This window comes from Geitlerinema sp. CS-897 (assembly GCF_028368005.1).
In the GTDB taxonomy this organism is placed as follows: Bacteria; Cyanobacteriota; Cyanobacteriia; order Cyanobacteriales; family Geitlerinemataceae; genus Baaleninema; species Baaleninema simplex.
Genome location: NZ_JAQNCQ010000292.1, coordinates 18,591 through 32,991, shown reverse-complemented (window position 1 = coordinate 32,991; position 14,401 = coordinate 18,591). Strand labels below are relative to the sequence as shown.

The following is a 14,401-nucleotide window of genomic DNA, read 5'->3' as shown; positions in this document are numbered from 1 at the left end:
CTGCTCTGGAGAGATTGGATGTTGGCGCTCATGGCGTTGAAGCCTCACAAATCTCTCCATTTTCAACGAGGGCTAGAGGCTCTATCCCTTGTGAGGCAGGGGGTCTAGCTATGTTGTCACCCTCTCAGGACCTAAAGACACGATAAATATGCTGCTAAACCAGCCCCCGCGTCACGCACCTTTTACAGTGAGCCGCGAAGCAGTGGAGACAGTTTACAGTTTCTTCCTTGTCCCCCCTGCTCCCCTGCTCCCTTGCTCCCCCTCGAAAAATCACCAAGGAAGATTCCCATCGCCCGCCAACTGACGCGCTACCGCCGCCGCACCCGTTCGGTTGAGATGGCTGGGATCGGCGAAATAGTCGGTGCGATCGAGCCACTGTTGGGATAAATCCCGCACCCAAACGCCGGAACGAGCGGCCACTTGGTCTTGCAGAAACTGGCTGAATATCCGTTCGTAGCGAAACCGAGTGGCGTCGAGATAGTCTCGCGTGAGGGGTAAATTCACGAGAACGAGGGGAATCTGGCGCGATTGTAGAAACTGAATCGCCGAGGCGAGGGCGTTTCCTTGCACGCCGCCGAGGTTGAAATTGGCGTAGTCGAGGTCGTAATCGCCGGAAACGCGCGGATACTGTTGATAGTAAACCGGCGGGTCGAAGCGATCGCTCACGACGCGAAATCCGTTAGCGTCGATGTCTGCGATCGAGAGGCTGATGGAGGTTTGGGGAACGCTAAACTGGGGATTTTGCAGTTGTCGGTATCCTGGGGACGCCACGAGACGAGCGAAGGTGCGATCGTTGCGTCCGCTGTTGAACGCCCGAGAACCGTCCGCCCACACCACTACCTTCGGCAGCGCAACGGTTCCATCTTTTTCAACGCGAGTCACGAACTCTCGTAATAGCGTATTGACAACTTGCGCTGTCGCGCCGTTGATGCCGAAATTAAACACTTTGACGCTTTGGGGCAACTGTCGAGACAGTTCGTATTGCAACATCTTCGGATCGAGACCTTGCAGGGCGCGAGAACTGCCCACTACTAGCACGTCGGGAATCCCCACCGTCGCCACGTAAGATCGATACAGGGCAAACTGTTCGTCGAAAACGGGACTGTTAAACGTCTGGTAGGGAAGTCGGTTGCCGCTTTGCTGGGCTTGTTCGATGGCGTAGCGGGTGTTCGACAAATATTCCGACACCTTTTTCTGAGCGAACGCCCGTTCGGGAGCGTCGAGGGGAATTTCGGTCATCGCACTCACCGCACTCGTCCAATGTCGGGCGACGCGATGCCAGTCTTCCGGCGATCGCGCCGATTGAGACAGTTGCCACGCCTGCAACGCCTGATTCGTCCCCTCCACAAAAGACGCCGTCCCGCGAGATAACGAAGCCGTCTCCCGCTCGGAGGTCGCCTGTCCGCTCTCTTCCAACGTCTTCGTCGGCTTTTCCGGCGGTTCGGCGGTAACGCCATAGCCGTCGGCGCGTCCGAACCACCCCACCCACACCACTGTAAAAGCGCAACACAGGCAAAGGGCGATCGCGCCTGCAATGCGTCTAATGCCTGACCTTTGCCTGTGTCCGTTCATGGTTTTTCGGTGGTTTGAGCGTCTCGAACTCGAGATCGGGGAGAGGGGGAACCGGGAACAGTTTCCCCCTCTCCCCGGCTCCCCCTCTCGAAATTACGCCGTCGGATCGTCTTCCTCGTCGAGGATAGGGGAGTTGTCCTCGTCGTTCTCGTCCGACAGAATGTCGTCTTCATCGCCAGCATTACCGCCGACGCCGAGATTGTAGGCGCGAGCCGTGCGATCGTCGAGTACCACGTCTTGGAGAGTTTCATCGTTCTCAACCCCCTCGATCGCCAAATTAATATCGGCCTCGGGTGCCGAGAAGTTCATCTCCTCGTAGGCGTTGAACCCAGTTCCGGCCGGAATCAAACGACCGATGATCACGTTTTCTTTCAAACCGCGCAGCCAGTCGGACTTGCCTTCGATCGCCGCCTCCGTCAGTACCCGCGTCGTTTCTTGGAAACTCGCCGCACTGATGAAACTGTCAGTATTCAACGATGCCTTGGTAATCCCCAACAGCATCGGCGTATATCGAGCCGGAGCGCCGCCGGTAATCGACATGGCTTCGTTGACCTGTTCGACCTGCCGCAACTCGATCAACTCTCCCGGTAACATCGTCGTATCGCCGCCGTCGTCGATTTTCACCTTCGAGGTCATCTGACGCACGATCACTTCAATGTGTTTGTCGGAAATATCGATCCCTTGAGATTGATACACCGACTGCACCTCGTTTACCAAGAAAGTTTGGACGCTTTGGAACGCCCGCAGTGCCGCCTCGTAAGTTCCCGACGGTGCCAAGTAATCGAACCAAGATTCGAGGATTTCGTGGGGATTTGCCGGTCCGTCAGTGAGCGGTTCGGCAACGTCCACGTGCTGCCCATCGACGACGATCGCGTTTTGACCGGGACTCGGCTTATACTCGGCGATCGTACCGTCTTCTTCGACAATGCGAATCTCGACCGATTCGTCTTCCTCGTAGATAACCTGCGCCGTACCCGGACGACGGTTGAGCAAACACGCCTCCTTCGGCTTCCGGGCTTCGAGCAGTTCTTCAATACGCGGCAGACCCTGAATAATGTCTCCAGTTTTAGCTCGCTCGAACACCAACAACACCAGGTTGTCACCCCGCTGCACCAAGCTGCCGTCGTCTACGTGCAGGATGGCACCGGGAGACACCCGATAGGGGCGAGCGTGACGCAACACCACCGTATTGTTCTTGACGTCTACCACTTGACCGGAATCTTCCAGTGCCACGCCGGGGGCGATTTCCGACCCGCTCACCAACAACTGACCCGTTTTGACGTTGGGCTTGGTGTCGAGTTCGAGGCTGAAGCGATCTTGCTCGCTCACCACTAAGATACGGCGCGTCGCTTCCGTCCCTTCGCGAATACCGCCAACAATCCCTTGAGTTTTACAGCAGATTTCCGTGCGAGCCACTACAGCCCCCGGTTCGATTTGGTCGCCGTCTTCGACCAACAAGCGAGTCGTCGTGCTGCTGCTAAACAGGGGATCGAGTGCTGCCGTTTCCCGACGAACGGTCAGAGATTCGAGAACCACCAACTGCAAGCGCATCACGTCTGCTTCGGTTTCGTCGGGAACCAGTTCGATGTCTGCTTCGAGATGGCGAGCGTCGTTGCCAATGTCGAGAACTAACTGCGTGCGGATCAGTTCTTGACCGTCTACAGACTTAATGCGATCGCCGTCCTTGAACGCCAACAACCGCTGTACCGGACGCAACGAAATCGGAAAAGCGTTTTCCTGTCCTTCGGCCGGTTGCTGGTTGGGAACCGGCGGCTCGTCGGGAACTTGAAATTCCTCCACCGGACGCACCAAAACCCCCGGCCCTTCGGGCGTCATCACCGACTCTACCCAGCACAGGCGCTCGGCCGTCAGCCCCGGATAGATTTCTTCTCCAGGGTGAACCAGCGTTTTTTCCGACACGCTCAACTCGCTACCGCTGCCGATTTCGAGGAGGTGCAAGTCGCCGGGTTTGACGGAAATCTCCCGCAGAATGTCGTTTTTCTGCACGACTTCCACGATCCCGCTGTTTTGACAGTAAATGTCTTTGACGACTTCGGTTCCGGCTTCGACATACTGGCCGTCTTCGACTTCCAGCAGCGAGATATCTTTGTTGATTTCGTGGGTTTCCTCGGGAATCCACAGCAGCGTACCGCCTTTGGTAATTTCGTAGCCGGTTTTACTGCCTTTGCCCCGTTTGGCCACTTCGATGTCGCCGTAGCGAAGAATCCCCCCGGTTTGGGTTTTGTAGGTGCTGTCGATCAGTTCGGCTACCACCTGACCGTTGCGAACTTTCGTTCCCGGCGTTGCGGTGAGGGTGAACTCTTGCCCTTGCTGGGTGCCGATCACGTACTGATCCCGTCCTTGGCTGCTGACGGTCTCGATTTTGGCACTGTCGAGGCGCACCGAAGCGGTGATGATTTCCACTTCCTTGGGAATCGGCGGTTGAGTCGCCAAAGCAGACGCCGCCGCGTCGTCGTCTTCACTCGGAGCGCGATCTTCCCCTTTCAGCCGCACGATCCCGCCGTTTTCTGTGGGGGTTTCCGTCACCGCTAGTACGTCGCCGATATCGACGGTGTTGCCGTTTTTCACCACGGGGTTCGCTCCGGGGGGCATATTGTACACTTCCCCGGACAGAATCCAAATTAGCCCGCCCCGAGCGGCGATGACCGTGGTGTTGCCCTGGCGGTCTTTTTTCTCTTCGGGGATGACTCCGGCAAATTTAACTTCTCCGCCCAAGTCGGTCGCCACGTCTTTGGTGGCTTTTTCAGTGTTTTTCCGAGTGCGGGCGCTGCCGATGGGAACTTCGGCCACAAACTGGTCGGTTTTCACCTCGCCGCCGTCTTCGACCATCAAGGTCGAGCCTTGAGGCAGGGCGATGGAGGTGGATTTACCTTTACCGTCTTTGGGTTCGATGACCAGTTCCCCGGCTTGTTCGACCACGAAGGCGTCTTCTCCGTGGCGAGTGCGGAAGGTACGAGTTTTGAGTTCTTTGCTGTAACGAGCGATACCGTCGAAAGTAGATTTCGCCGGACGCGCCACTTCCCCGGTGAAGACCCCCCCGGTGTGGAACGTCCGCATCGTCAGCTGCGTACCCGGTTCGCCGATACTTTGAGCGGCGATAATTCCCACGGCTTCGCCCAAGTCCACCATTTCGGCGTGGGCCAGACTCCAACCGTAGCAGTGTTGGCAGACACTGCGGGCGGCTTCGCAAGTCAGGGGCGATCGCACCATCACTTCTTCGACTCCCGCATCGGCGATCGCTCGGGCGAGTTCGCTCGAGACGTATTGATTGCGTCGCGCCATCACCGCTTGAGGCTCGCGGTTTTTGCGATCGCTGTAATCGACGCTGACCAGTTTTCCCGTTTCGGGATGGACGACATCTTCAGCTAAAACACGACCGATCAAACGGTCTTCGAGCGGAATGGCCACCCGTTCGCCGCTCCGCATACTTTGTAAGGGAATGCCGCGATGGGTGCCGCAGTCGAATTCTCGCACGATCACGTCTTGGGAGACATCGACTAACCGTCGGGTTAAATATCCCGAGTCGGCAGTACGCAGCGCGGTATCGACGAGTCCTTTCCGCGCCCCGTAAGAGGAAATAATGTATTCAGTAACGGTCAGTCCTTCGCGGAAATTCGTTTTAATCGGTAAGTCGATGATTTCCCCTTGCGGGTTGGCCATCAAGCCCCGCATCCCCACGAGTTGGCGTACCTGAGAGATGTTCCCCCGCGCCCCGGAAAACGCCATCATATACACGGAGTTGAGAGGGTTACTTTCGCGAAAGTTTTTGACGACGTCGTCTTTGAGTTCTTCGCTCGTCATACTCCACGTGTCGATGACTTTTTGGAACCGTTCGACTTCGGTGATTTCGCCTCGGGTATACCGGGCTTCGGTCACGTCGATTTCTTTTTGGGCAGCAGACAGCAGTTGTTGTTTGCTCGGCGGAACCTGCAAGTCTTCGACACTGATGGAGACACCCGCCCGCGTCGCGTAGCGGAATCCCAAGTCTTTCAGACGGTCGGCCATGTTTGCCGTTTTCGCAGTGCCGTGATGGGTAAACGCCCAAGCAATCAGGGCGCGTAGTTGTTTTTTGTCTACGACTCGGTTGTAAAAGCGCATATTGTCTCGGTACGGAAAGAGTTGACGGGAAGCAGGGGGGCAGGGGAGAGAGGGAGCAAGGCAGTCAAGAGCGGAGAGTGGAGAGTGAAGAGTGAGGAAAATTTTCGGGTCGTCTTCTTCACTCTTCCCTTTTCCCTCTACCTTCTACACTGAATTAGGCGATCGCTTCTTGAATCGCTTGGTTGTAGACGATGCGACCCGGTGTCGTGCGAACGTACTGGGCGAGGAGAGTGCCGTCGGAATCGAAGCGCTTTCGGGTGTACTTGTAGTGTTTCCACACGCTGCCGTCTTCGAGTTTGCGTTCTTCGAGGGGGGTCTCGTCTTTTTCGCTCAATACGATTTCGTCTTCGGGCTTCATGCGTACCCAAACGTAGGCGTGTAGGTGAATTAAGCCGCGATCGAACGCGATAATGGCATCTTCCATGCTGCCGAAAACCCGTTCTTGGTCATCGTGGACGGTGGGGTTTTCGGCCGTCAGGTAGTAGCACCCCAACACCATGTCTTGACTGGGCGTGACGATGGGACGGCCGGTTGCCGGAGAGAGGATGTTGTTAGAGGCCAACATCAACAACCGTGCCTCAGCTTGAGATTCTAACGAAAGCGGGACGTGAACTGCCATTTGGTCGCCGTCGAAGTCGGCGTTAAACGCCGGGCAGACCAACGGGTGCAGTTGGATGGCACGACCTTCGACCAAAATCGGCTCGAATGCCTGAATCCCCAAACGGTGCAGCGTCGGGGCGCGGTTCAGCATCACCGGGTGGCCTTCGATGACTTCTTCGAGAACGTCCCAAATATTGGGGTCGTTGCGAGCGATGAGTTTTTTCGCCGCTTTGATGTTGTTGACCAAGCCCTGGCGGATGAGGCGGTGAATGACGAAGGGTTGGAACAGTTCGATCGCCATTTCCCGAGGCAAACCGCACTGGTGGATTTGCAGTTTCGGACCGACGACGATCACGCTCCGTCCGGAATAATCCACCCGTTTTCCGAGCAGGTTCTGACGGAAGCGACCTTGTTTCCCTTCAATAATGTCGCTGAGGGATTTCAACGGGCGGTTGTTGGCCCCGACGACGGTACGACCGCGACGACCGTTATCGATGAGGGCGTCCACCGCTTCTTGTAACATCCGTTTTTCGTTACGGATGATAATTTCCGGCGCCAAAATCTCCTGCAACCGCGCCAAACGGTTGTTACGGTTGATGACGCGGCGATAGAGGTCGTTGAGGTCGCTAGTCGCAAAGCGTCCGCCGTCGAGCTGCACCATCGGGCGCAAGTCCGGCGGAATTACCGGAATGGCGTCGAGAACCATCCAGTCGGGACGAGACCCGGTGGCGATGAAGTTATCGATGACCCGCAGCCGTTTGATGAGTTTGGCGCGTTTTTGCCCTTTGGCGTTGGCGATGTCTTCCCGCAGTTTTTCGGCTTCGGCTTCGAGTTCGAGGTCTTCGAGCAGTCGCTTGATGGCCTCTGCCCCGATGCCCACTTCGATGCCTTCGAGTTGGGAGTCTTCATCGTACAACTGCTCTTCGATTTCCATCCACTGGTCTTCGAGCAGCAGTTGTTTGTACGCTAAATTGTCGGCGTTACCGGGATTGAGAACGACGTAGGCGTTGAAGTAGACGATTTGCTCCACGTCTCGCAGGGGCATATCCAGCAAAATCGCCATGTAGCTGGGAATCCCTTTGAGATACCAAACGTGAGTCACGGGAGCCGCCAGTTTGATGTATCCCATGCGGTGGCGGCGCACTCGGGATTCAGTCACTTCGACACCGCAGCGTTCGCAAACGATACCCCGGTGGCGGACTCGTTTGTATTTTCCACAGTGGCATTCCCAGTCCTTAGCCGGACCGAAGATGCGCTCGCAGAACAAGCCGTCCATTTCAGGCTTGAGGGTGCGATAGTTGATGGTTTCGGGTTTGGTGACTTCTCCGACGACTTGACCGTTCGGCAAGGTCCGCTCGCCCCACGCGCGAATCCGCTCGGGGGAGGCGATGGCGATCTTGACGTAATCAAAACGCTGTTCGACTTTTGGCATCGTTACAGTTATCCGCGATCGATTGTGCAGGGGCATCTATCTATCTTGGGGAGGATGCGGCGCGACCGCGAGTTTCGACGGCCGGCGATCGCGTCCCAGAACCTCCAGTTGTAGCGGCGTTGCCCGCGCCACCGCTACAACCCGTTGCGGCTAGTCTTCGTCTTCCCCTTTGGAGATAGATTCGTAGGTGGGACGAGAGGGCGCGCGACGGCTCGAAACGTCGGACATCAAATCCACTTCAACATCCCGACTCGTGCCGTCTTCGGTGGTTTCGACCTTGTGAACGGCAATATCCAAACACAGGGACTGTAATTCCCGCATGAGGACTTTAAAGGATTCGGGCGTCCCCGGACGCGGAATCGCTTTGCCTTTAACGATGGCATTGAGGGCTTCGTTGCGGCCTTGCATATCGTCGGATTTGACGGTGAGCAGTTCTTGCAGAGTGTAGGCAGACCCGAAAGCTTCGAGAGCCCACACTTCCATTTCTCCGAACCGCTGTCCCCCCTGTTGGGCTTTTCCGCCGAGGGGCTGTTGGGTAACGAGGGAGTAAGGCCCGGTCGATCGCGCGTGGATTTTGTCGTCGACCAAGTGAACCAGTTTGAGCATATAGGCTTTCCCCACAGTCACGGGGCGATCGAACGGCTCTCCCGTCCGTCCGTCGTACACCTGGATTTTTCCGGCGTCGTCGGGGTCGAACAGCCAGTCTTTCCCCGTTTTATCCCGTCCCTGTTGCAGTTTGCGGTTTACGGTTTCCCGCGATTGTTCGCTGCCGTGCATTTCGTCGAAGGGTACCATCTTGAACCGCGCCCCCAGGTTGTCTCCAGCCCAGGCCAGCAAGCATTCAAAGATCTGTCCGACGTTCATCCGCGACGGCACGCCCAGGGGGTTGAGGACGATATCGATGGGCTTCCCATCGGGGAGGTAGGGCATATCTTCCAGGGGCAGAATCCGCGAAATAATCCCTTTGTTTCCGTGGCGACCGGCCATTTTGTCGCCCACTTGGATTTTCCGTTTCTGCGCCACGTACACCCGGACGACCATGTTGGCGCCGGGAGGCAGTTCGTCCCCCTGTTCGCGGGTAAACACCCGCACGTCCACGACGCGACCTTTTTCGCCGTTGGGAACCCGTAGGGAGTTATCCCGCACGTCTCGCGCTTTTTCGCCGAAAATTGCCCGTAGCAGTTTTTCTTCGGGGGGTTGGTCGGATTCGCCTTTGGGAGTCACTTTCCCGACGAGGATGTCTCCGGCTTCGACCCAAGCCCCGATGCGGATGATGCCGGTTTCGTCGAGGTGACGCAGGGAATCTTCGCCGACGTTGGGAATTTCTCGGGTAATTTCCTCGGGTCCCAATTTCGTCTGACGGGCTTCGATTTCGTATTTTTCGATGTGGATGCTGGTATATACGTCGTCGAAGACCAGACGCTCGCTAATTAGGATGGCGTCTTCGTAGTTATAACCTTCCCAGGGCATATAGGCCACGATAATGTTCTGCCCCAATGCCAGTTCGCCGCCTTCGGTGGCGCTCCCGTCGGCTAAGACTTGTCCGGCTTGTACTTCGTCCCCTTCAAAGGCGATGGGACGTTGGTTCAAGCAGGTGTCTTGGTTAGACCGCTGGTATTTTTGCAGTTCGTATTCGATTTCGGCGGGGGGGTCTTCTCCGGCTTCGGCATCGTAGGCCGGTTGGACTTTAATGCGCTGGGAATCGACGTACGTGACGACGCCGTCGGTGCGGCTGACGATAACCATGCCGGAGTCGCGGGCAGCTTGGGCTTCTAAGCCCGTGCCGACGAGGGGACGTTCGGGGCGCAGCAGCGGCACGGCTTGCCGTTGCATGTTCGACCCCATGAGGGCGCGGTTGGCGTCGTCGTGTTCGATAAAGGGAATCAGCGAGGTCGCCACGGAGATAATTTGTACCGGGGAGACGGCCACGAAGTCCACTTGGTCGGGGGTGGTGGTGGTGAAATCCTGGCGATACCGCACGGGAACGAGATCCCCTTGGATGTAGCCTTCGCCGTTCATGGGGATGTCGCCGGGAGCGACCCGCAGGTCGTCTTCTTCGTCGGCGGTCATGTACACCGGCGGCACGTCCCGACGCACGCGGCCGTTTTCGACGCGGTAGTAGGGGGTTTCGATGAACCCGTAGGCGTTGACGCGGGCGTGGGTGGCCAGGGAGCCGATGAGTCCGGCGTTAGGACCTTCAGGGGTTTCGATGGGGCAGATGCGCCCGTAGTGGGACGGGTGAATGTCGCGCACGGCAAACCCTGCCCGTTCGCGGGTCAAACCGCCCGGTCCCAAGGCAGAGAGACGCCGTTTGTGGGTCAACTCTGCGAGGGGGTTGGTTTGGTCCATGAACTGGGACAGTTGGCTCGAGCCGAAGAATTCTTTGATGGCAGCGACGAGGGGTTTGGGGTTGACTAGGGAGGCAGGGGTAAGGGTGTCGGCGTCGGAGACGGTCATCCGTTCTTTGATAATCCGCTCGAGGCGGTTGAGTCCGACGCGCACTTGGTTTTGTAGCAGTTCGCCGACGGAGCGAACCCGACGGTTGCCCAGGTGGTCGATGTCGTCGATTTGCCCCATGTCAAACTCGAGGTTGATCAGGTAATCGATCGCCGCGAGGATGTCTTCGGCGGTGAGGACGCGGGTACTGTCGGGGACGTTGAGCCGCAGTTTTTTGTTGAGTTTGTAGCGCCCGACGCGGCCGAGGTCGTACCGTTTGGGGTCGAAGAAGCGCGATTCGAGCAGGGATACCCCCCCGGAGACGGTGGGAGGTTCGCCGGGACGGAGTTTGCGATACAGCTCCATCAGGGCTTCTTCTTCGGTGAACTGCCCTTCTTTTTCGATGGTTTTGTAGAAGAAGTCGTAGTGGCGAATGCGATCGCTAATTTCGCCGTCGGTCAAGCTCAGGGCTTTGAGCAGGACTTGGGCCGACAGTTTGCGGGTTTTGTCGATGCGAACCCACACGAGGCCGTTGCGATCGGTCTCGAATTTCAGCCACGCGCCTCGGTTGGGGATGAGGGAGGCGTTATAGGTGCGGCGACCGTTTTTATCGACTTCGGATTTGTAGTAGACCCCCGGCGATCGCACGATTTGGTTGACGATCACGCGCTCGGCACCGTTGATGATGAAGGTTCCCCGTTCGGTCATCAAGGGTAAGTCGCCGATGAAGACTTCTTGTTCTTTGATCTCACCGGTTTCTTTGTCGATCAACCGGGTGGGAACGTACATCTGGACGGCGTAGGTGCTGTCGCGACGTTTGGCTTCGTCGACGTCGTATTTGGGTTCTTTGAGTTTGTAGTTTTTGCCGAGGAAGTGTAACTCGAGCTTTCCGGTATAGTCAGTAATGGGGGAGAAGCTGTTGAGTTCTTCGATCAAGCCTTCTTCGAGAAACCAACGAAAGCTCGAACGCTGGATTTCGACCAGGTCGGGTAGGTGAAAGACGGGTGCGGTGGTGGTCGTTGGGTTAGTCATTCGTCTTCTTCTTCGGACTGTGGGCTGCGCGTGAGACGTGGAACGTTTTGCCGAGGCATTTTGCCGAAATTTTCGACTGACGAGAAGCGCTGGCGGACGCTCGCACGGCAAAATCGAGGCTTCTGCTGGGAGAACTACTGTTCTCGTTCTCGAAACCTCGTTCTTCGGTTAACAAGCTGGAGCTGTGGGGTAGCGTCGGGTTGCCCGTTGGGGAATACCGACAAGCTCGACTCTCGTGTGAGACCTGACATTCGTTTTGGACTTCGCGATCGCGTTCGCTTGGGTGACTCGAGGCTCGACGGTCGAACCGTTCGACACTGACGTACTAATAGTGATTCCCCTACCTTCTCTGTCCTCCTTATTAATCAATTATGCCCCAAGGGTCGAGTTCCCAACGGAATCGCGACGATCGCCGTTAACTGGCTCGAGATCGAACGGTGGGTTCGAGATCGAAACAGGCGATGGCGTTTTGTGCGGTTCGTTCGGCTAGCGCCCCGGCCTCGACCCCGCGCAGTTCGGCCACTCGCTCGACGACGTAACGCACGTAGGCGGGTTCGTTTCGTTTTCCCCGTTTGGGGACGGGGGCGAGAAACGGACAGTCGGTTTCGACGAGCAGTCGGTCTTCGGGAACGATTTTGGCCGACTCTTGCACGGAACGGGCGTTTTTGAAGGTTACGATGCCGCTAAAGCTGATGTAAAACCCCAAGTCGAGGAAGGTTCGAGCTTGTTCGGGGGTTCCCGCCCAGCAGTGCATGACGCCGCCGACCGGGCCGTTTTCCTGCCAAAACTGTCGCAACAGTTCCACCATCTCTTCGGCCGCGTCGCGACAGTGGATAATGACGGGTAAGTTCAGTTGCTGCGCGATTTGCAACTGTCCCCAAAAGGCATCCCGCTGTTGTTGGCGGTTCTCGGCTTTAAAAAAGTCGAGGCCGGTTTCGCCGATGGCGACGACGCGATCGCTGCTTCGCGCGCGATCGGCAATCTCTCGGGCGAGTTCCTCGCTCCAGCTTCGGGCTTCGAGGGGATGCAACCCAACCGACCAAGACATCTCGGGAACGAGATCGGCGATCGCTCGGGTTTTCTCGAACTCTTGGGGACGCACGCAGGAGTGAATCAAACCGACCACTCCCGCAGCACGCCATCGATCTCGAACCGCTTCCAAGTCGGCGTCGAAGCTCTCGAAGTTGATGTGAACGTGGGTGTCGATCGGCTGCATGAACTGGCTCGTCGGGGTTCGTCTGGCTGGTTTAGGACGCTTGGCTGAGGGCGTCTTGTTGCCGTTTGAGCGCTCGGGCGAGACGAGCTTTTTTGCGCGCCCCCGTGTTGGTGTGGAGGACGCCCCGTTTGACGGCTTTGTCAATTTTGCTGTACGCCTGTGCCATGCGCTGTTGCACGTCTTGCATGGCGTCGTCGCTCGGGTTGCTGCCGTAAGCTTCCACCGCCGCGAAGTAGTTTTTCATCAAGGTCTTGACGGCGGATTTATAGGATTTGTTGCGGACTCGGTTCCGCTCGGCGATTTGGATACGTTTGACTGCAGATTTGATATTAGCCACCGATAATTCCCCTATATCTGTCGATCTTCGATATCCGAATTTGGATAGTGTTTACCAGACATACTAATATAACATCTCGTCTTGAAGAAATCGCGCTTTGTGAAAAAATCCGCGCTAAGCTAATACAAAGCGAATACAACAGACGAGTCCGGGTGCGATCGAGACCCTTGGCGGGTTCGAGTCAGATCGCGCCTCCGAACGACCGGGGACTCGCTCGAATCAGATCGAACGCGGAGGCCCATACGAAATTTCCATGCTGCGAATCATTACTCAGCGAGCTGAAGCCGAGGCCGAGTTGCGGCGGATTGCCAATCGCACCCACGACGATCGCGTCGTCGATAAGGAAGCGGTAGTGCGAGATATCGTGCAAACGGTGCAGCGTCAGGGAAATGCGGCGCTGTTACACTATACGAAGGAGTTTGACGGACAGCAACTCCAGCCAGAACAGCTACGGGTAAGCGGTTCGGAAATGGATGCGGCTTACCAACAGGTCTCGAAGGAACTTCTCGATGCGATTCAGTTGGCAGTCCGACAGGTGGAGGCGTTTCACCGCCAGCGCGTCCCGAAAAGTTGGGTACAGTTTGGCGAAAACGATATCGTTCTCGGAAAACGCTATACGAGTGTCGATCGCGCGGGACTCTACGTTCCGGGGGGTCGCGCGGCCTATCCGAGTACGGCCGTTATGAACGCGGTTCCCGCAGCTGTGGCGGGGGTCGATCGCATTGTTATGGTCACGCCCCCCGGTCCGGAACTGCGCGTCAATCCGGCGGTGTTGGTGGCCGCTCAGGAAGCGGGGGTTCACGAAATTTACCGCGTTGGGGGAGCGCAGGCGATCGCCGCCTTAGCTTTTGGAACGGAAACGATTCCCAAGGTGGACGTGATTACCGGGCCGGGCAATATCTACGTCACTCTGGCGAAAAAAATGGTATACGGAACGGTGGGGATCGATTCTCTGGCCGGGCCTTCGGAAGTGCTGGTCATCGCCGACAGCAACGCCAATCCGATGTTTGTGGCGGCGGATTTACTGGCGCAGGCGGAACACGACCCGATGGCGGCGGCGATTCTCCTGACGCCGGATTCGGCTCTGGCGCGTCAGGTGGCGGCGGAGGTCGATCGGCAACTGAGAGATCACCCGCGACGGTTGCTGACGGAAAAAGCGATCGCTCATTACGGCTCGATCGTGGTGGTGGAATCTCTCAAGGAAGCGGCGGAACTGTCGAATCAGTTCGCTCCGGAACACTTGGAACTGGAGGTGGCCGATCCTTGGGATCTCATCGAACATATCCGCCACGCGGGAGCGATTTTCTTGGGATCTTCGACGCCGGAAGCGGTGGGCGATTACCTGGCCGGCCCCAACCATACGTTACCGACTTCGGGGGCGGCGCGGTACGCTTCGGCGCTGGGAGTGGAAACGTTTATGAAACATTCGAGTTTGATCGAGTATTCTCACGGGGCGCTGAGCCAGATGAGCAGTGCGATTCAAACGCTGGCGCAAGCAGAAGGGTTGCACTCTCATGCGGAATCGGTGCGCTTGCGGATGGAAGAGTCTTAGTTTTTTCGAGATCTCCGGCGTCTTGGAGATACCGGGGATCTGGAATATTTGAGGCGTTTCGGTGATTTTTCACCACAGAGATACGGAGAACACGGAGGCTCGAGA

7 protein-coding genes are annotated in these 14,401 nt (G+C 57.2%); 1 reads left to right on the top strand and 6 read right to left on the bottom strand.

All coding sequences use genetic code 11. From position 1 onward, the window contains the following. Window positions 1–270 precede the first annotated feature (270 nt). The 6 genes from POG22_RS18285 to rpsT all read right to left on the bottom strand — a co-directional run bounded on the left by POG22_RS18285 (window position 271) and on the right by rpsT (window position 12,744). Window positions 271–1,572, bottom strand: coding sequence for a hypothetical protein (locus POG22_RS18285; protein ID WP_498906730.1), 1,302 nt, complete (start codon window positions 1,570–1,572; stop codon window positions 271–273). Window positions 1,573–1,665: 93 nt separating this feature from the next. Further along, entirely contained in the window at window positions 1,666–5,691 is a 4,026-nt protein-coding gene (locus tag POG22_RS18280) for a DNA-directed RNA polymerase subunit beta' (protein WP_498906729.1), read from the bottom strand. A gap of 154 nt (window positions 5,692–5,845) precedes the next feature. After that, window positions 5,846–7,723, bottom strand: a complete 1,878-nt coding sequence (locus tag POG22_RS18275) for a DNA-directed RNA polymerase subunit gamma (protein WP_063715273.1) — start codon at window positions 7,721–7,723, stop codon at window positions 5,846–5,848. A 150-nt stretch (window positions 7,724–7,873) separates the two neighbouring features. Further along, on the bottom strand, window positions 7,874–11,191 hold the full coding sequence (gene rpoB, locus POG22_RS18270; protein ID WP_063715275.1) for a DNA-directed RNA polymerase subunit beta: 3,318 nt from the start codon (window positions 11,189–11,191) through the stop codon (window positions 7,874–7,876). A 415-nt stretch (window positions 11,192–11,606) separates the two neighbouring features. Then, window positions 11,607–12,407 (bottom strand): TatD family hydrolase, encoded by an 801-nt coding sequence (locus tag POG22_RS18265; protein WP_063715277.1) that lies wholly within the window; start codon window positions 12,405–12,407, stop codon window positions 11,607–11,609. 31 nt (window positions 12,408–12,438) lie between these two features. After that, complete coding sequence (gene rpsT, locus POG22_RS18260) at window positions 12,439–12,744, bottom strand: 30S ribosomal protein S20 (protein ID WP_017660784.1); 306 nt, start codon at window positions 12,742–12,744, stop codon at window positions 12,439–12,441. Between the two features lie 253 nt (window positions 12,745–12,997). Here rpsT and hisD point away from each other — a divergent pair, with 253 nt between their 5' ends. Beyond that, window positions 12,998–14,296 carry a histidinol dehydrogenase gene (gene hisD, locus POG22_RS18255; RefSeq protein ID WP_063715278.1) on the top strand — a complete coding sequence of 433 codons (1,299 nt, stop codon included), beginning with the start codon at window positions 12,998–13,000 and terminating at the stop codon, window positions 14,294–14,296. The last annotated feature ends 105 nt before the right edge of the window (window positions 14,297–14,401 follow it).

Bases quoted from the DNA above. Each gene is read 5' to 3' on its own strand.
- POG22_RS18275 (WP_063715273.1), bottom strand. From the start codon at position 7,723: ATGCCAAAAGTCGAACAGCGTTTTGATTACGTCAAGATCGCCATCGCC.
- POG22_RS18285 (WP_498906730.1), bottom strand. From the start codon at position 1,572: ATGAACGGACACAGGCAAAGGTCAGGCATTAGACGCATTGCAGGCGCG.
- POG22_RS18265 (WP_063715277.1), bottom strand. From the start codon at position 12,407: ATGCAGCCGATCGACACCCACGTTCACATCAACTTCGAGAGCTTCGAC.
- hisD (WP_063715278.1), top strand. From the start codon at position 12,998: ATGCTGCGAATCATTACTCAGCGAGCTGAAGCCGAGGCCGAGTTGCGG.
- rpoB (WP_063715275.1), bottom strand. From the start codon at position 11,191: ATGACTAACCCAACGACCACCACCGCACCCGTCTTTCACCTACCCGAC.
- POG22_RS18280 (WP_498906729.1), bottom strand. From the start codon at position 5,691: ATGCGCTTTTACAACCGAGTCGTAGACAAAAAACAACTACGCGCCCTG.